Origin of the sequence: Arthrobacter yangruifuii (genome assembly GCF_009192775.1) — a bacterium.
Lineage (GTDB): Bacteria > Actinomycetota > Actinomycetes > Actinomycetales > Micrococcaceae > Arthrobacter_B > Arthrobacter_B yangruifuii.
The window spans coordinates 566,930-583,621 of sequence record NZ_VTFX01000004.1 but is presented as its reverse complement, the minus strand read 5'-3'; the positions used below and the strand labels follow the sequence as shown (position 1 = coordinate 583,621).

At 66.5% G+C, this 16,692-nt stretch carries 14 protein-coding genes; all 14 read left to right on the top strand.

The window, feature by feature from the left end; all coding sequences use genetic code 11:
* The first annotated feature begins 1 nt into the window (after nt 1).
* The 14 genes from GD627_RS10650 (at nt 2) to hisD (ending at nt 16,622) form a co-directional block, all read left to right on the top strand.
* The gene (locus GD627_RS10650) at nt 2-1,330 is read left to right on the top strand and encodes an FtsW/RodA/SpoVE family cell cycle protein (RefSeq protein WP_246165430.1); all 1,329 of its coding nucleotides are present in this window, start codon (nt 2-4) and stop codon (nt 1,328-1,330) included.
* A complete protein-coding gene (murG, locus tag GD627_RS10645) occupies nt 1,327-2,436 on the top strand; it encodes an undecaprenyldiphospho-muramoylpentapeptide beta-N-acetylglucosaminyltransferase (protein ID WP_152272453.1) in 1,110 nt (369 codons plus the stop codon). Before GD627_RS10650 ends, murG begins: the two co-directional genes overlap by 4 nt.
* Nucleotides 2,433-3,875, top strand: a complete 1,443-nt coding sequence (murC, locus tag GD627_RS10640; protein WP_152272452.1) for a UDP-N-acetylmuramate--L-alanine ligase — start codon at nt 2,433-2,435, stop codon at nt 3,873-3,875. Before murG ends, murC begins: the two co-directional genes overlap by 4 nt.
* Nucleotides 3,865-4,824 carry a cell division protein FtsQ/DivIB gene (locus tag GD627_RS10635; RefSeq protein ID WP_152272451.1) on the top strand — a complete coding sequence of 320 codons (960 nt, stop codon included), beginning with the start codon at nt 3,865-3,867 and terminating at the stop codon, nt 4,822-4,824. The genes murC and GD627_RS10635 overlap by 11 nt, the downstream gene beginning before the upstream one ends.
* A gap of 391 nt (nt 4,825-5,215) precedes the next feature.
* On the top strand, nt 5,216-6,412 hold the full coding sequence (ftsZ, locus tag GD627_RS10630) for a cell division protein FtsZ (RefSeq protein WP_146362457.1): 1,197 nt from the start codon (nt 5,216-5,218) through the stop codon (nt 6,410-6,412).
* Between the two features lie 37 nt (nt 6,413-6,449).
* Nucleotides 6,450-7,172, top strand: coding sequence for a purine nucleoside phosphorylase YfiH/LACC1 family protein (locus tag GD627_RS10625; RefSeq protein ID WP_343032391.1), 723 nt, complete (start codon nt 6,450-6,452; stop codon nt 7,170-7,172).
* A gap of 79 nt (nt 7,173-7,251) precedes the next feature.
* Complete coding sequence (locus tag GD627_RS10620) at nt 7,252-8,010, top strand: YggS family pyridoxal phosphate-dependent enzyme (protein WP_152272450.1); 759 nt, start codon at nt 7,252-7,254, stop codon at nt 8,008-8,010.
* 98 nt (nt 8,011-8,108) lie between these two features.
* Nucleotides 8,109-8,639: a cell division protein SepF gene (locus GD627_RS10615; protein ID WP_146362455.1), complete on the top strand. Its 531-nt coding sequence runs from the start codon at nt 8,109-8,111 to the stop codon at nt 8,637-8,639.
* Nucleotides 8,640-8,702: 63 nt separating this feature from the next.
* On the top strand, nt 8,703-8,993 hold the full coding sequence (locus GD627_RS10610) for a YggT family protein (RefSeq protein WP_146362454.1): 291 nt from the start codon (nt 8,703-8,705) through the stop codon (nt 8,991-8,993).
* A 160-nt stretch (nt 8,994-9,153) separates the two neighbouring features.
* On the top strand, nt 9,154-9,825 hold the full coding sequence (locus tag GD627_RS10605; protein WP_152272449.1) for a DivIVA domain-containing protein: 672 nt from the start codon (nt 9,154-9,156) through the stop codon (nt 9,823-9,825).
* A gap of 236 nt (nt 9,826-10,061) precedes the next feature.
* Entirely contained in the window at nt 10,062-10,655 is a 594-nt protein-coding gene (lspA, locus tag GD627_RS10600) for a signal peptidase II (RefSeq protein ID WP_146362452.1), read from the top strand.
* A complete protein-coding gene (locus GD627_RS10595) occupies nt 10,652-11,587 on the top strand; it encodes an RluA family pseudouridine synthase (RefSeq protein ID WP_146362451.1) in 936 nt (311 codons plus the stop codon). The genes lspA and GD627_RS10595 overlap by 4 nt, the downstream gene beginning before the upstream one ends.
* A gap of 84 nt (nt 11,588-11,671) precedes the next feature.
* Nucleotides 11,672-15,211: a DNA polymerase III subunit alpha gene (gene dnaE, locus GD627_RS10590; protein ID WP_146362450.1), complete on the top strand. Its 3,540-nt coding sequence runs from the start codon at nt 11,672-11,674 to the stop codon at nt 15,209-15,211.
* Between the two features lie 61 nt (nt 15,212-15,272).
* Nucleotides 15,273-16,622, top strand: coding sequence for a histidinol dehydrogenase (gene hisD / locus GD627_RS10585; RefSeq protein ID WP_246165429.1), 1,350 nt, complete (start codon nt 15,273-15,275; stop codon nt 16,620-16,622).
* Nucleotides 16,623-16,692: the final 70 nt, after the last annotated feature.

Below are 16,692 nucleotides of genomic sequence, written 5' to 3'. Positions count from 1 at the left end.
ATTGGTTACCACGCCCACCGGCAGCAAACGCAAGCCGGTCCTGCGCCGCAATCCCGCAGCCACTGCCGGCGGCGGCACGGGCGAGGCAAAAACCGGCCCGAAGGCCGGAACAACACCGGCCCCTGCAAACCGCCGCGGGAAACTGCTGGCCAAACCGGCGTCGCTGGTGGAACGCTTCCTCGTCCTGCTGGAGGGAAGCGGACGCAGCGCCACGGGTTCCAGCTACTACATGATCCTCGGCGCCACCCTGGCCCTGACGGCCATCGGCCTGATGATGGTGCTCTCGGCGTCCTCGGTCGAGTCCATTGCCGCGGCGGCCGGGAGCGACGCCGGAGCGGCCACAACCTTCGACCTGTTCCTGAAGCAGTCGATGTTCGCCGCAGCAGGTGTCATTGCCATGCTGGGGCTGTCGCGGCTGGGCCCGTCGCACTACCGGGCCCTGGCCTGGTTCCTCTACGGCCTGGCTTTCATCCTGCTGGTGCTGGTGCTGGTGATCGGCAAGGAAGTCAACGGCAACAAGAACTGGATCGAAATCGGTCCCATCACGGGGCAGCCCTCCGAGGCAGCGAAGCTGGCGATGGTCATCTGGTTCGCCGCGGTCCTGTCCATGAAGGGCCGGTTGATCAACGAATGGAAGCACGCGCTGATACCGGTGGTTCCGGGCGGCGGCCTCCTGATCCTCCTGGTCATGCTCGGAAGCGACCTCGGCACCGTGATCGTTATGGGCATGATCATGATGGCGGCGCTGTTCTTCGCCGGAGCACCGCTGCGTTTCCTCGGTGTCCTGGGCGCAGGGGCGGCCTTCGGAGCGGTCCTGATGTCCCTGGTCAGCAGCAACCGCTCCAGCCGCATCAGCGCCTGGCTGCAGCTGGACTGCAGCACGGGCCTGTGCGACCAGGCCAATGCCGGCATGTACGCGCTGGCCTCGGGCGGCTGGCTCGGCGTCGGCATCGGACAGAGCCGGCAGAAATGGAACTGGATCCCGGAAGCGCACAATGACTTCATCTTCGCCATCATCGGCGAAGAGTTCGGCCTGCTCGGCACGCTGGTGGTGGTCAGCCTCTTCGCGGTCCTTGCCATCGCCACTGTGCGGGTCACCATGCGCCACACCGATCCGTTCATCCGCATCGTCTGCGGCGCCATCCTGGTCTGGATCATCGGCCAGGCCTCCGTGAACATTGCCATGGTCACCGGGCTGCTGCCCGTCATCGGTGTTCCGCTGCCGTTTATTTCCTACGGCGGATCCTCCCTGACCTTCACGCTTGCCGCCGTCGGCGTCCTGCTCTCCTTTGCCCGCAAAATCCCCGAAAGTGAACCAACAGCTCCATGACGCAGCACTCCCTGTCCGTAGTCCTGGCCGGAGGCGGCACCGCCGGGCACATCAGCCCGCTCCTGGCCATTGCCGATGCCGTCAGGGCGCACCGCCCCGACGCCCGCATCACCGTGGTGGGGACCGCCTCGGGAATGGAAGCGCGGCTCGTGCCGGCAGCGGGTTACGAGCTGGCCACCATCGACCGGGTGCCCATGCCCCGGCGTCCCTCCGCGGACCTGGTCCGGCTCCCGTCCCGCCTGGTCCGTGCCGTCCGGCAGGCCGGGCAGATCCTGGACGCGGCGCAGGCCGACGTCGTGGTGGGCGTGGGCGGCTATGTCTCCACTCCGGTGTACCTGGCCGCGCGCCGCCGCTCCCTCCCGGTGATCGTGCATGAGGCCAACGCCCGTCCCGGCCTGGCCAACCGCGTGGGCGCGCGCTTCGCCGACGTCACCGGCGTCGCCTTTGAAGCCACCAAGCTGCCGAAGGCCATCTGGGTGGGCATGCCGATGCGCCGGGAAATCTCCGGACTGGACCGTGCCGCCGCGAGGAATGCGGCGCGGACGGCCCTGGGACTTGAGCAGGACCGGCCCACGCTGGTGGTGACCGGCGGCTCCTCGGGTGCCGCGAGCATCAACCGCGCCGTGGAACGGGCGCTTCCGGCGCTGGCCGCTGCCGGCATCCAGACACTGCACATCACCGGCCGCGGCAAGTCCCTGGTGGACGCCGCCGGCAATCCCGTTGCCGCGCGCGGCTATACCCAGGTGGAATACATTGACGGCATGGAACAGGCCTATGCGGCCGCGGACCTGCTGCTGGCCCGTTCCGGAGCCGGAACGGTCTGCGAAATCAGTGCCGTCGGGCTTCCCGCGGTCCTGGTCCCGCTGCCGCACGGCAACGGCGAGCAGGCCCTCAACGCCGAAGCCCTGGTGGCCGCGGGCGGAGCACTGACGGTTGCCGATTCCCTCTTCACAGCTGACTGGATTTCCGAGAGGCTGATACCTTTGCTGGCCGATCCGGCGGCGCTGAACGCGATGTCCACGGCGTCGGCGGCGCTGGGTATCCGCGACGCGGACCAGCGGATGGCGGCATTCATCCTCGAAGCAAGCGATAGGTCACAGGCATGAACCGGCTGAACCCAAAGGATCTGGGACAGGTCCACTTCATCGGCCTGGGCGGCGCCGGAATGTCGGCCGTAGCCCGGGTGCTCCTGGCACAGGGCATTCCCGTGTCCGGCTCCGATGCCAAGGACTCCCCGGGGCTGCGCGCCCTCGAAGCACTGGGGGCCCGGGTATTCCTAGGGCACGACGCCGCCCACGTGGCGGATGCCGACACCGTGGTCGTCTCCACGGCCATCCGCGAAACGAACCCGGAGCTTGCGCAGGCCCGGTCCCGCGGACTGCGGATCATCCACCGTTCCGTCGCCCTCTCCGCGGCCATGGGTTCGCAGGACCTGGTGGCGGTGGCGGGAACGCACGGCAAGACCACCACCACGGCCATGATCACCGTCATGCTGCGCGGGGCCGGACTGGATCCGTCCTTCGCCATCGGCGGCGATGTTGCCGCACTCGGCGTCAACGCAGCCCACGGCGCCGGACCGGTGTTTGTGGCCGAAGCCGATGAATCCGACGGGTCCTTCCTGAACTACACCCCGCGCATCAGCGTGGTCACCAACGTCGAGGCCGACCACCTGGACCACTACGGCACCGAGGCAGCGGTCTTTGCCTCCTTCGACGCCTTCGCGGCGCTGCTGCCGCCGGAAGGGCTCCTGGTGGCATGTGCCGACGACGCCGGTGCGGCCAGCCTGGTGCACCGCAGCCCGGATGTCCGCGCGGTGACCTACGGTTACGCTGAGGACGCGGAAGTCCGCGTTTCGGACACCCGGCCGGACGGCGCCGGCTCGGTCAGCACCCTGCATTACACGGCCGACGGCCGCGTGGCCGAGGTTCCGCTTGTCCTGCAGGTTCCGGGCGCCCACAACATCCTGAATGCGGCCGCGGCCTTTGCCGTGGCCCTGGAGCTGGGCGTGGACCCGCAGGTGGCCGCGGCGGGCCTGGGCACCTTCTCCGGTGCCGCCCGGCGCTTCGAGTTCCGGGGCGCCGCCCGCGGGGTGCAGGTCTTCGACGACTACGCCCATCACCCCACCGAAGTCACGGCAGCGCTCAAGGCGGCCCGCACGGTCGCCGGCGCACACCGGGTGCATGTGCTGTTCCAGCCCCATCTGTTCAGCCGGACCCGCAGCTTCGCCGCGGAGTTCGCCGCGGCGCTCGATCTGGCTGACACGGCCACCGTGCTGGACATCTATCCGGCCCGGGAAGACCCCATCGCCGGGGTTACCAGTGAACTGATCACCTCCCGCCTGCACGTCACCGGCGGATACGCCGGCACTGCGGACCAGGCTGTGGCGCAGGTTGCCGACGGCGCGGATGCCGGCGACATCATCCTGACGGTCGGAGCCGGCGACGTCACCGGCCTCGGTGCCGAACTGGTAGCCCGCCTGGCAGCCGTCCCGGCCCGCTCCGCCGCCTCCGCCGCCTCCGCCGGAAACGCCGCCGATGGCCGGTAGGAAGCGCCGGGGGAGCGGCGATGAAACCATCACGGCCACCCGCGCCCTGGACCCGGAGCCCCCCGCGGACAGTTCTGCACGCCGGTCCGCGGCGGCGCCTGCGGGCAACCCTGCAGTGACGTCCGCAGGCAGGCCTGCCGCGAAGTCGGCGGCTCCCCAGGCGGAGCGGCGCGCCGCGGTGTCCCAGCGCCCCGCCGGCGGTGCACCGTCCGGCGGCCCCGGCACCGCCGGAACAGTGCTGGCGTTCCCGGAGCCGCCCGCACGCCGGCGGCGGCGGCTGGCCTGGATCACGGCCGGGTCCGCCCTGGTCGCTACAGGCCTGTTTTTTGCCCTGCTGTACTTTTCGCCGATGCTGGCCCTGAAGACCGTAGTGGTCGAGGGGACGTCGCTGCTGCCGCAGGAACAGGCCGCGGCGGCACTGGAACCGTTGAAGGGGCAGACCCTGCCCACCATCTCCGATGCCGACGTGGAACAGCTGCTGAAAGACCGGCCGGAAATCGACACCATCAAGGTGGCGGCACAGCCTCCCTCCACCCTGGTGGTCACGGTGACGGAACGCGTTCCCGTGGCTGTCCTGCAGGAGGGCGGAGGACATGTCCTCATTGACGAGGAGGGCCGCCGGCTGGCTGCGGTACCGGACCGGGCGGCGGCACAGCTTCCGCTGATTGCCGGGGGCGGCGAGGCCGTGAACGCGAAGGTCTTCCCCAGCATCACAGCCGTGCTTGCCACGCTTCCGCCGGAGGTGCTCGGCCGGCTGGAGAACGCTTCCGCCCAGACAGTTGATTCGATCGAATTGAAGCTCAACAGCGGCCAGACAGTATTCTGGGGGAGTGCCGATGCCAATGAAGCGAAGGCGCGCGTGCTGGAGGCGCTCCTGAAAATGAAACCGTCGGATCCGCCGGTGGCCGTCTACGACGTCAGCACCCCGGAGCGGCCGGTGACCCGCTGATCCGGGCGGGAACCGCACGCCGTTTTACCGCGGAAACCTGCGGCCGGCCGCAGGCGACACGAAAAGGCCGTTCGGAAAGAATCGGCCGACACGCGGGGGCGGTATTTGCGCAAGTGCCGTCGGCCCCATAGCGTTCAAAGTAATGAATTACTTGACATAACTATAACCCTCAACCTGAGGGTTAGGGTTTTGTCGGTTCAAGGTTTTCGGCCGGGCAGCCAGTGAAAATCCCGCACTGCGGGGGATCATGGGTGCCGGCGGCCGGGAACCGGTCTGCAGGCAGGGCCGGTTCGCAGGACATACGCAGCGGCCGAAGGCTGGCAGTTGCGCAGCAAAACATGCAGTTGCAGAAAACATCAAGTTGCAGAGATTCGAACAAGGGACACAGGACGTGGCAGCACCGCAGAATTACTTGGCCGTCATCAAGGTCGTCGGCATCGGCGGCGGTGGCGTGAACGCCGTCAACCGGATGATCGATGTAGGCCTCCGCGGCGTGGAGTTCATCGCCATCAACACCGATGCCCAGGCATTGCTGATGAGCGACGCCGACGTGAAGCTTGACGTCGGACGCGAACTCACGCGCGGCCTGGGCGCCGGCGCTGATCCCGAGGTGGGCCGCAAGGCTGCCGAGGATCACGCCGAGGAGATCGAGGAAGTCCTCCGCGGGGCGGACATGGTCTTCGTGACCGCCGGCGAAGGCGGCGGTACGGGTACCGGCGGCGCTCCCGTTGTTGCACGGATCGCCCGCTCCCTCGGCGCCCTGACCATCGGCGTTGTGACCCGCCCCTTCACCTTCGAAGGCCGGCGCCGTTCCAACCAGGCCGAGTCCGGTATCGATACGCTGCGTGAAGAAGTCGACACGCTGATCGTCATCCCGAATGACCGTCTGCTCTCCATCAGTGACCGCAACGTGTCCATGCTGGACGCCTTCCGCTCCGCGGACCAGGTCCTGCTTTCCGGCGTTCAGGGCATCACCGACCTGATCACCACCCCGGGCCTGATCAACCTCGACTTCGCGGATGTGAAGTCCGTGATGCAGGGCGCCGGTTCGGCCCTCATGGGTATCGGTTCGGCCCGCGGCGAGGACCGCGCAGTCAAGGCTGCGGAGCTGGCAATAGCGTCTCCTCTGCTTGAAGCCTCGATTGACGGCGCACACGGCGTGCTGCTGTCCATCCAGGGCGGCTCCGACCTCGGCCTGTTCGAGATCAACGAAGCTGCACGCCTGGTCCAGGAAGTGGCCCATCCCGAAGCCAACATCATCTTCGGCGCCGTCATTGACGATGCCCTCGGTGATGAAGCACGGGTCACCGTAATTGCCGCAGGCTTCGACCAGGTGGACGTCACCTCCCAGCCGGCGCAGCACAAGCCGGCCGAGCCCGCTGCACCGCCTGCCTCGGCAGCAGCTGCTGGCGGCTTCGGGGCTACCGTCCCGGCTTCCGCAGGCCTCTCGGCCTGGTCCCAGCGGTCGCACCAGCACAACGATGTTCCGGCGGATGCCGGCTTCGATATCGATCTTCCGGCAGTAGTGGAATCTGATCTGTCCACCGGCCGTCCGGATGACCTGGATGTGCCGGACTTCCTGAAGTAGGAAGACTGACGGCAAAACAGCGTAAGAACAGCTGAACATGACGGCGGGGTTGTCCCGGATGTTTTGGTGGCACAGCCGGGTTGGCGACAACCTGGAGGTGGGCTTCACCAACACCTCCGCGGGCAACCTCGCTTTGCATGTCGGCGATGCCCCGGACGCGGTCCTTCGGCGTCGGGCGGCCCTTGAGGCGGCCATGGGGATTTCTCCCGGTTCGCTGCGCTTTATGAACCAGATCCACTCCGCCGTGGTGGCGGAGGCCGGGGAACCCGGCGGCGAAGCCCCCACGGCGGACGGCCTGATCAGTGCCGACGGCGGCGCGCCGCTGGCGGTGATGGTTGCCGACTGCGTTCCGGTCCTGCTGGCCGGCACAGGCCCCGGCGGAGTGCCCGTCACGGCCGCTGTGCATGCCGGCCGCCGCGGACTGCTGGACAACATCCTGCCCGCCGCGGTGGGGCGGATGCGTGCGGCCGGCGGAACCGGACTACGGGCCTGGATCGGTCCCTGCGTCTGCGGGCGGTGTTACGAGGTTCCTGCCGCCATGCAGGCCGAATCAGCCGCCCTGCTGCCGGCGGTAACGGCCACCACCCGCAGCGGCACGCCAGCCCTTGACCTGCCAGCCGGTGCCGAAGCCCAGCTTGCCGGACTCGGCGTCGCAGTGGAGCGGGTCCCGGGATGCACGCTGGAGAATGAGGAGTTGTTCTCCCATCGCCGGAGTCCCGCTGCCGGCCGCTTTGCCGGCGTGATCTGGCGACGCCCCTGATTCTGCGACGCCCCCGATTCTGCAACGCCCCTGCCCCTGCGCCCGCCACCCGCACTGCGCCGGGGATAATGGAAAGACCATGAATTTACTCTCCACCCCTTCCTCCCGGGCCGATGAGCTGCGGGACCGGCTGCAGCGCGTCCGGGAACGGATCGCCGCCGCCGGCCGCCCCGCCGACGCCGCGGAACCGCACCTCATCGTTGTCACCAAGTATTTCCCGGCGTCCGACGTCGAGATCCTCGCCGGGCTCGGGGTGCGGGACGTCGGTGAAAACAAGGACCAGGAAGCCGCAGCAAAGGCTGCCGAGTTGTCCCCGCTGTCCCTGAGCTGGCACTTTATCGGCCAGCTGCAGTCCAACAAGGCCAAGTCCGTGGTCCGCTACGCCACCTCCGTCCACTCCGTCGACCGCCTGTCCCTGGTGACCGCTCTGGGGAAGGCCATGGCCGCCGAGCAGCGGCGGCTCGACGGCGAAGGGCGGGCACCCCGCCCGGACCTGAACTGTTTCCTGCAGGTGGATCTGCGCACGGCCCCGGCACGCGATGCGGACCCGGGACGCGGAGGGGCGGCCCCTGCAGACCTGCCGCGCCTGGCCGAAGCCGTCGCCCGGACCCCGGGGCTGGCGCTGTCCGGCCTGATGGCGGTGGCACCGCTGGGCGGGGACGCGGGCGAGGCTTTTGCGCATCTGCGGAAGCTGTCGGAACAGCTGCAGGCGGACCATCCCTCCGCGCGGAATATCTCGGCAGGCATGAGCTCGGACCTCGAGGCGGCCGCCGCCCACGGAGCGACACACCTGAGGATCGGCTCCGATGTTCTGGGCCCGCGCCCGCACGTGCGGTAGCGTCAAAGTACGAACACCAGACAGCCGCCGGGCAGTACCGTTCGTACGGTAGCAGTACCGTCACGGTCACCGGCGTTGAAGGATTATGAGGAGCAACCATGGCTGGCGCAATGCGCAGGACAATGATCTACCTTGGGCTCGCCGATGGTGACGAGCACTACGAGTCCGAACAGCGGCACCTGCGGGAAGCCCCTGCCCGGGAGGAAGACTTTGCTCCCGCCCACGAGCCCGACGAGGAGGCTCCGGAGGCCGTTCCCGCCCCTGTCGTCCGCAATGCAGTAGAGGAGTACCGCGCACCCGTGACACCCATCAAGCGAGCACCGTCGTCCCGTGAGGACGTGTCGGGCCTGCGCCAGATCACGACCGTCCATCCCCGGTCCTACAACGACGCCAAGATCATCGGCGAAAGCTTCCGTGACGGCATCCCCGTCATCATGAACGTCACCGACATGGGAGAAGCAGACGCCAAGCGGCTCGTCGATTTCTCCGCCGGCCTCGTTTTCGGCCTGCGCGGTAGCATTGAGCGTGTCACCAACAAGGTGTTCCTGCTCTCGCCTTCCTACGTGGAAGTTCTGGGAGACGACAAGAAGATCAGTGAATCGCAGTCTGCCTTCTTCAACCAGAGCTAACGCGGCGCCGTACCAACGGTCCGCAGAGGCTGCCAACCGACTTCCGGAAATGAAAGCCTTCGCGTGAATATCATTCTTCCCCTGGTCTACCTGGTGCTGGTGCTCTTCCAGCTCGCACTTATTCTGCGGATCGTCTATGACGCGGTGCAGATGTTTGCCCGGCAGTGGCGGCCCAAGGGCCCCGCACTCGTACTCGCCACGGGCGTGTACGGTGTCACGGACCCGCCCGTCCGGCTGATGAGGCGCATCATCCCGCCGCTTCGCCTCGGCGGAGTCGCGCTGGACCTGGCGTTCCTGGTCCTGTTCATCCTCGTATCAATTCTCACGCAGATTGTCGTAGGCCTCGCGCGCTAAAACCACCTGCGCCGCCGCGGTTCCGGTTAGTCTTCGGAAACCAAACGATATAGTGTGAAGCCGAAATACAAACGTGCATTTTTGTATGTCCGTAATTCTCTACGTAGAGCCGCCTGCCTGACTCGCAGGCGAATCTTATAATCCAGTATGAGGTGACCAGATGGCTCTGACGCCAGAAGATGTTGTCAACAAGCGGTTCCAGCCGACCAAGTTCCGGGAAGGCTATGACCAGGACGAAGTCGATGACTTCCTCGACGAGATCGTGGTTGAACTGCGCCGGCTGAACTCCGAAAACGAAGATCTCCGCAGTCAGCTGGCTGCAGCTGCGTCCGGCGACAACGCCGGCGAGTCTCCTGCCGCGGCGGAATCCGTCCCGGCGCCGGTGTCTGCAGCCCCCAAGATCGAAAAGGCGGGGAACGCCAAGGCGGCGTCGAAGGCTGAAGCTTCCGTCGTGGAGGACATTCCCGAACCCATGGAGACCAAGCCGGAGCCCGCTCCGTCTCCTGCCGTCAGCAACACGGAGACCGCTGCAGGCATCCTGGCCATGGCGCAGAAGATGCACGACGACTACGTCGGTGCCGGCGTGGAGCAGCGCGACAAGATCATCGCCGAAGCGCAGGTCGAAGCCACCGGGCTCGTCACCGATGCGCAGGAGAAGAGCCGCAAGATCCTCAGCACCCTGGAGCAGCAGAAGGTTGTCCTGGAGCGCAAGGTCGAGCAGCTGCGCGGTTTCGAACGGGATTACCGCGCACGCCTGAAGACGTACATCGAATCCCAGCTGCGTGATCTGGATTCACACGGTTCCGTAGCTTCGGAAACGGCCGACGCGTAACTTCCGCCGGCACGTACCCGCCTGGATCATCGGTTAAACTGATACCCAGGCAAAGCTTTGCAAGTGAACACCGCAGAACACAGGCAGCAGAAGCTGACTGGAACAACGTAAGGGCCGGCGGCCGGGTCACCCCGGCCACCGGCCCTTCGTTTTCCGGCCGGGTCCTCCCTGTGATCCGCGCACCTTTTCCGTTTCGTACCTTGCTTCCCGCCGGGGCATCCAATTCTGAAAGCACCATGACCACTTCCTCAGCACAGACCCCGGACAGCACCGGAGCCGGACACGGGCGTGCCCGCAGGCGCCTCCCGGCGCTCGTCATGCTGGCCCTGGCCGCCGCCGCCGTCGTCTTCGACCAGCTCACCAAACTCTGGGTGGTCCGCACCATGACGGAGGGCCAGATCACCGACGTCCTGCCGCCGGTCCTGCGCTGGCACTTCATCCGTAATCCCGGAGCGGCGTTCTCCATCGGCACCGACTACACCTGGGTGTTCACGATCATCATGGTGCTCGCCTGCGGCTTCCTGCTCTACCTCATGTTCCGGGTGCGTTCCCTGGCCTGGGCAACGGCCCTGGGCCTGGTGCTCGGCGGCGCCATGGGCAACCTGACCGACCGGCTGTTCCGCGAACCGTCCTTCGGCCAGGGCCACGTGGTGGATTTTATTGCCCTTCCCAACTTCGCGATTTTCAACATTGCCGATTCCTGCGTCGTCTGCGGCGTGATTCTTGTCTGCCTGCTGACCCTGCGCGGAATCGGCATGGACGGGGCGCGGATCCCGTCCGGCAAGTCAGATACACACCCGCAGCACAATGACGACGAGGCAACACGATGAATGAGCTCCATGCAGTTTTTGCGGTCCCCGAGGACGCCGACGGCAAGCGGGCCGATGCCGTACTGGCCGGCCTGCTGGACGTCTCCCGGTCCGTCGCAGCCACCTGGTGCGTGGACGGCTACTTCAGTTCCAACGGCCGCGTGCTGGGCAAATCGGACAAACTGCACGCCGGCCAGGAAATCACGGCGGATGTCCCGGAACAGCGGGATCCGCTGGCCGTTGTCGTCGAACCGGTGGATGACCTCAAGATCCTGGGCGACGACGAGCATTTTGTGGTGATCGACAAGCCCGTGGGCGTGGCCGCCCATCCCTCGCCCGGCTGGGTCGGCCCCACCGTGGTAGGCGCGCTGGCCGCGGCAGGCTACCGGATCTCCACCTCCGGCGCCCCGGAGCGCCAGGGCATCGTGCACCGGCTCGACGTCGGCACCTCCGGCGTCATGGTGGTGGCCAAGACCGAGCACGCGTACACGCTTTTGAAGCAGGCGTTCAAGGAACGCACGGTGGACAAGATGTACCACGCGGTGGTCCAGGGCCTGCCCGATCCGCTGAAGGGCACCATCGACGCCCCGATCGGCCGGCATCCCGGCTACGACTGGCGGTTCGCCGTGGTGGAGGGTGGCCGTCCGTCGGTGACGCACTACGAGGTGCTGGAAGCCTTCGGGAAGGCGTCCCTGGTCGAAGTGCACCTGGAGACCGGCCGCACCCACCAGATCCGGGTCCACTTCTCCGCCCTCCGCCACCCCTGCGCCGGTGATCTCACCTACGGTGCCGATGCCAAACTGGCGGCGGAACTCGGACTGACCCGGCAGTGGCTGCACGCCCGGAAACTGGGCTTCACCCATCCCGGCACCGGCGACTACGTGGAATACGTCAGCGAATATCCGCAGGACCTGCAGTACGCCGTCGACGCCCTGCGCAGCGGAGAAATCTAGGCCGCCTCCGGCGCGTCCGGACAGTGACGCAGCCCCCGCGCGGCGGCGGCAAAGTGCCCCCGCGCCGGGGCCTAGAATGTACAGGTGGCTTCTGCAACTAGTACGTCAAAATCGTTTGCCCATCTTCACAACCACACCGAGTATTCGATGCTGGACGGTGCCGCCCGGCTGACGGACCTGTTCAGCCATGCGGAGGAACTGGGCATGAATGCCCTGGCAACCACCGACCACGGCTTTGTCTTCGGTGCGTTCGATTTCTGGAACAAGGCCCGCAATGCCGGCATCAAACCGATCGTCGGCGTTGAGGCCTACCTGACCCCGGGAACCGCGCGGGCGGACAAAACCCGTGTGAAATGGGGCGACGGCGGACGCAACGACGTCTCCGGTGCCGGCGCCTACACGCACATGACCATGTGGGCCGAGAACACCGAGGGAATGCACAACCTCTTCCGGATGTCCTCCCTGGCATCGCTCGAGGGCTACCTCTACAAGCCCCGCATGGACCGGGACCTGCTGCAGACGTACGGCAAGGGCCTCATTGCCACCACCGGCTGCCCCTCCGGCGAAGTGCAGACGAAGCTGCGCCTGGGACTGTACAAGGAGGCCGTGCAGGCCGCCTCGGACTTCCGTGACATTTTCGGCAAAGAGAACTTCTTCTGCGAACTCATGGACCACGGGCTGGACATTGAACGCAATGTGCAGGCGGACCTGGTCAAGCTGGCGCGGGAACTGCAGCTGCCCCTGGTGGCCACCAATGACCTGCACTACACCCACGCCGAAGACGCCTCCGCCCACGCCGCCCTGCTGTGCGTGCAGTCAGGCTCCTCCCTGGCCGATCCCAAGCGCTTCAAATTCGACGCCGACGAGTTCTACCTGAAATCCCCGGACGAGATGCGGGCCATCTTCCGCGACTACCCGGACGCCTGCGACAACACGCTGCTCATTGCCGAGCGGTGCGACGTCGAATTCAACACCAAGGCGTCCTACATGCCCCGTTTCCCCTGCCCGCCCGGCGAGAACGAGGAATCCTGGTTCATCAAGGAAGTGGAAACCGGCCTGCACTACCGGTTCCCGAAGGGCATCCCCGACGACGTCCGCAAACAGGCCGAATACGAAATCGGCATCATTACCCAGATGGGCTTCCCGGGATACTTCCTCGTGGTGGCCGACTTCATCAACTGGGCCAAGAACAACGGCATCCGGGTCGGTCCCGGCCGCGGTTCGGGCGCCGGTTCCATGGTGGCCTATGCCATGCGCATCACCGACCTGAACCCGCTGAACCACGGGCTGATCTTCGAACGCTTCCTGAACCCGGACCGCGTGTCCATGCCTGACTTCGACGTCGACTTCGATGATCGGCGCCGCTCCGAGGTGATCCACTACGTCACCGAGAAATACGGCGCGGACCGCGTCTCCATGATCGTCACCTACGGCACCATCAAGGCCAAGCAGGCGCTGAAGGACTCCTCCCGCGTCATGGGCTACCCGTTCTCCGTGGGGGAGCGGCTCACCAAGGCCATGCCGCCGGACGTCATGGGCAAGGGCCTGTCCCTGCAGGACGTGCACAACAAGGACGCCAAGCGGTACGGCGAAGCCGACGAGCTGCGCGAACTGCTCAAGTCCGATCCGGACTCCCAGCGCGTCTTCGACACCGCGCTGGGCCTGGAGGGGCTGAAGCGCCAGTGGGGCGTGCACGCCGCCGGCGTCATCATGTCCTCGGATCCGCTGATCGACATCATTCCGATCATGAAGCGCGAGCAGGACGGGCAGGTGATCACGCAGTTCGACTACCCGACCTGCGAAGGCCTGGGCCTGATCAAGATGGACTTCCTGGGGCTTCGGAACCTCACGATCATTTCCGACGCCATCGAGAACATCAAGAACAACCAGGGCGTGGACCTGGACCTGGAACAGCTGGAGCTGGATGACAAGGGCTCCTATGACCTGCTGGCCAGCGGCGACACCCTGGGCGTCTTCCAGCTCGACGGCGGACCCATGCGTTCCCTGCTCAAGCTCATGCGCCCGGATAACTTCGAAGACATTTCCGCTGTGATCGCCCTGTACCGTCCGGGTCCCATGGGCGCCAACTCGCACACCAACTACGCCCTGCGTAAAACCGGCGTGCAGGAAGTCACCCCGATCCACCCCGAGCTCGAAGAACCGCTGCGGGAAATCCTGGACACCACCTACGGCCTGATCGTGTATCAGGAGCAGGTGATGTCCATTGCCCAGAAGGTGGCCGGCTTCTCCCTCGGCCAGGCAGATATCCTCCGCCGCGCCATGGGCAAGAAGAAGAAATCCGAGCTGGACAAGCAGTACGCCGGCTTCCACCAGGGCATGGTGGACCGCGGCTATTCCGAGGCGGCCATCAAGGCGCTCTGGGACATCCTGCTGCCGTTCTCCGACTACGCCTTCAACAAAGCCCACTCCGCCGCCTACGGCCTGGTGTCCTACTGGACCGCGTACCTCAAGGCGCACTACCCGTCCGAATACATGGCTGCCCTGCTCACCTCCGTGGGCGATGACAAGGACAAACTGGCCCTGTACCTGAACGAGTGCCGCAAGATGGGCATCACGGTGCTGCCCCCGGACGTCAACGAGTCCTCGGTGAACTTCACCCCTGTGGGCAAGGACATCCGCTTCGGCATGGGCGCCATCCGCAACGTGGGCGCCAACGTGGTGCACGCGATGGTAGCGGCCCGCGAGGAGAAGGGCGCGTACACCAACTTCAAGGACTTCCTGATGAAGGTCCCGGCGGTGGTCTGCAACAAGCGCACCATCGAATCCCTGATCAAGGCCGGCGCCTTCGATTCCATGGGACACGCCCGCCGTCCACTGGCGATGATCCACGAAGAAGCCATCGACTCCGTGGTGGTGCTCAAGCGCAACGAAGCCGTGGGCCAGTTCGACCTGTTTGCGGCCATTAGCGACCAGGAACCGGAGGACTCGATCAGCATCGACATTCCGGATCTGCCGGAGTGGGAGAAGAAGGACAAGCTCTCCTTCGAACGCGACATGCTGGGCCTCTATGTTTCGGACCATCCGCTGCAGGGCCTGGAAGGCATCCTCAGCCAGCATGCGGACTCCACGATCACCAACATCGTGGGGGAGGAAGGCCCGCCCGACGGCGCCATTGTCACCATTGCGGGCATGATCACCTCCCTGCAGCGCCGCATCGCGAAGAACAGCGGCAACGCGTATGCGCGCTGCGAGATCGAGGACCTTGCCGGGTCCATGGAAGTGATGTTCTTCGGGCAGGTCTACGGCCCGATTGCGGCCGTGCTGGCTGAGGACCTGATTGTGGTGGTCCGCGGACGCCTGCAGCGCCGCGATGACGGCGCCGTCACCCTGAATGCCCAGGAACTGACCGTTCCGGACCTCAGCGAAGGCCACTCCGGCCCCGTAGTGATCTCCATGGCCACGTACAAGGCCACGGAAACCGTCGTGTCCCAGCTGGGCGATGTGCTCCGGACCCATCCGGGGACCTCCGAAGTGCAGATCCGGCTCAACGGCTCCCGCACGGTCGAGGTGATGAAGCTGGGCGTGGACATGCGGGTGAACCCGACGCCGTCGTTGTTCGGCGACCTGAAGGTGCTGCTCGGCCCCGCCTGCCTCGACGCCTAGTCCGGTGCACTGCGGGGACACAAAGGAGCGGCCCGGGAACGGGGCTGGGTAGACTGTAGGTGTGAATTCTCCCAGCCCCGCCGCAGCCTTCGATTCCTTCCGCACCATTGACCTGCGCGGACAGCATCTCAGCCCCGCGGAGCTGAAGCGCGCCATGCCGCGCGCCGAGACCACCTTCGACGCCGCCTCCGACGCCGTCGGCGCCATCATCACGGATGTGCGCACCCGCGGGTTCGCTGCCCTGACGGACCTGGCGCAGCGGTTCGACGGCGTGGACCAGCAGCAGGTGCTGGTGCCGCAGGAAGCGTTGGACTCGGCGCTCGAGCAGCTGGACCCGGCGGTGCGCGCCGCACTGGAAACAGCGATCGAGCGGACGCGGGTCTTTGCCGCTGCCCAGCGTCCCGCGGACGCCGACGTCGAAATCCGTTCCGGCGCCGTGCTGACGCACAAATGGGTGCCCGTCTCCCGTGTGGGGCTCTATGTTCCCGGCGGCCTGGCGGTGTATCCGTCCTCGGTGGTCATGAACGTGGTTCCGGCCCAGGCCGCAGGTGTTGCCTCCCTGGCCCTGGCCTCCCCGCCGCAGAAGGAATTCGGCGGGCTGCCCCACCCCACCATCCTTGCGGCCGCGAAACTGCTCGGCATTGACGAGGTGTACGCCGTCGGCGGTGCCCAGGCCATTGCCGCCTTTGCCTACGGTGTGCAGGCGGACGGCAGCAACCCGGCCATCCTCCCGGTGGACGTCGTCACCGGTCCCGGCAACGTGTTCGTGGCCACCGCCAAGCGCCTGGTGAAGGGCGTGGTGGGCATCGACTCGGAAGCCGGTCCCACCGAGATCATGGTCCTGGCCGATGAAACCGCGGATGCCCGCCTGGTGGCGGCGGACCTAATCAGCCAGGCCGAGCATGATCCCAACGCCGGGTCGGTGCTGGTCACCTCCTGCGAGGAATTCGCCGCGAAGGTCCGGGACGAGCTCGGCCGCCAGGTGGGCACTACGAAACACAGCGACCGGGTCCGCACCGCCCTGTCCGGTGCCCAGTCCGGCGTCATCCTGGTGGACGGCCTGGAGCAGGGCATCGCTGTCTGCGACGCGTACGCGGCCGAACACCTCGAAATCCAGACCGCCGATGCCGAGGCCGTGGCCGCGCGGATCCGCAGCGCCGGGGCCATTTTCGTCGGGAACTACAGTCCCGTCAGCCTGGGCGACTACTGCGCCGGATCCAACCATGTCCTGCCCACGGGCGGTACGGCGGCCTTTTCCTCCGGGCTGAACACCACCACCTTCATGCGCGCCATCCAGCTCATCAACTACAACCGTGAGGCGCTGGAGGAAGTATCCGCGGACATCGTGGCGCTGTCCCGCGCCGAAGACCTGCCGGCGCACGGCGACGCGGTCAGCATCCGCTTCGAGTAACCGCTGCCTACATGTAGTTCTGCAGGCACTACATGTAGTGGTTGCCCGCTTGGTGATGCACGTGCGCGGG

Excerpts from the sequence above, each read along its gene's own strand:
- GD627_RS10615 (WP_146362455.1), top strand. The coding sequence starts at position 8,109 with ATGGCTGGCGCAATGCGCAGGACAATGATCTACCTTGGGCTCGCCGAT.
- GD627_RS10595 (WP_146362451.1), top strand. The coding sequence starts at position 10,652 with ATGAATGAGCTCCATGCAGTTTTTGCGGTCCCCGAGGACGCCGACGGC.
- GD627_RS10635 (WP_152272451.1), top strand. The coding sequence starts at position 3,865 with ATGGCCGGTAGGAAGCGCCGGGGGAGCGGCGATGAAACCATCACGGCC.
- GD627_RS10620 (WP_152272450.1), top strand. The coding sequence starts at position 7,252 with ATGAATTTACTCTCCACCCCTTCCTCCCGGGCCGATGAGCTGCGGGAC.
- lspA (WP_146362452.1), top strand. The coding sequence starts at position 10,062 with ATGACCACTTCCTCAGCACAGACCCCGGACAGCACCGGAGCCGGACAC.
- murG (WP_152272453.1), top strand. The coding sequence starts at position 1,327 with ATGACGCAGCACTCCCTGTCCGTAGTCCTGGCCGGAGGCGGCACCGCC.
- murC (WP_152272452.1), top strand. The coding sequence starts at position 2,433 with ATGAACCGGCTGAACCCAAAGGATCTGGGACAGGTCCACTTCATCGGC.
- GD627_RS10625 (WP_343032391.1), top strand. The coding sequence starts at position 6,450 with ATGACGGCGGGGTTGTCCCGGATGTTTTGGTGGCACAGCCGGGTTGGC.
- GD627_RS10605 (WP_152272449.1), top strand. The coding sequence starts at position 9,154 with ATGGCTCTGACGCCAGAAGATGTTGTCAACAAGCGGTTCCAGCCGACC.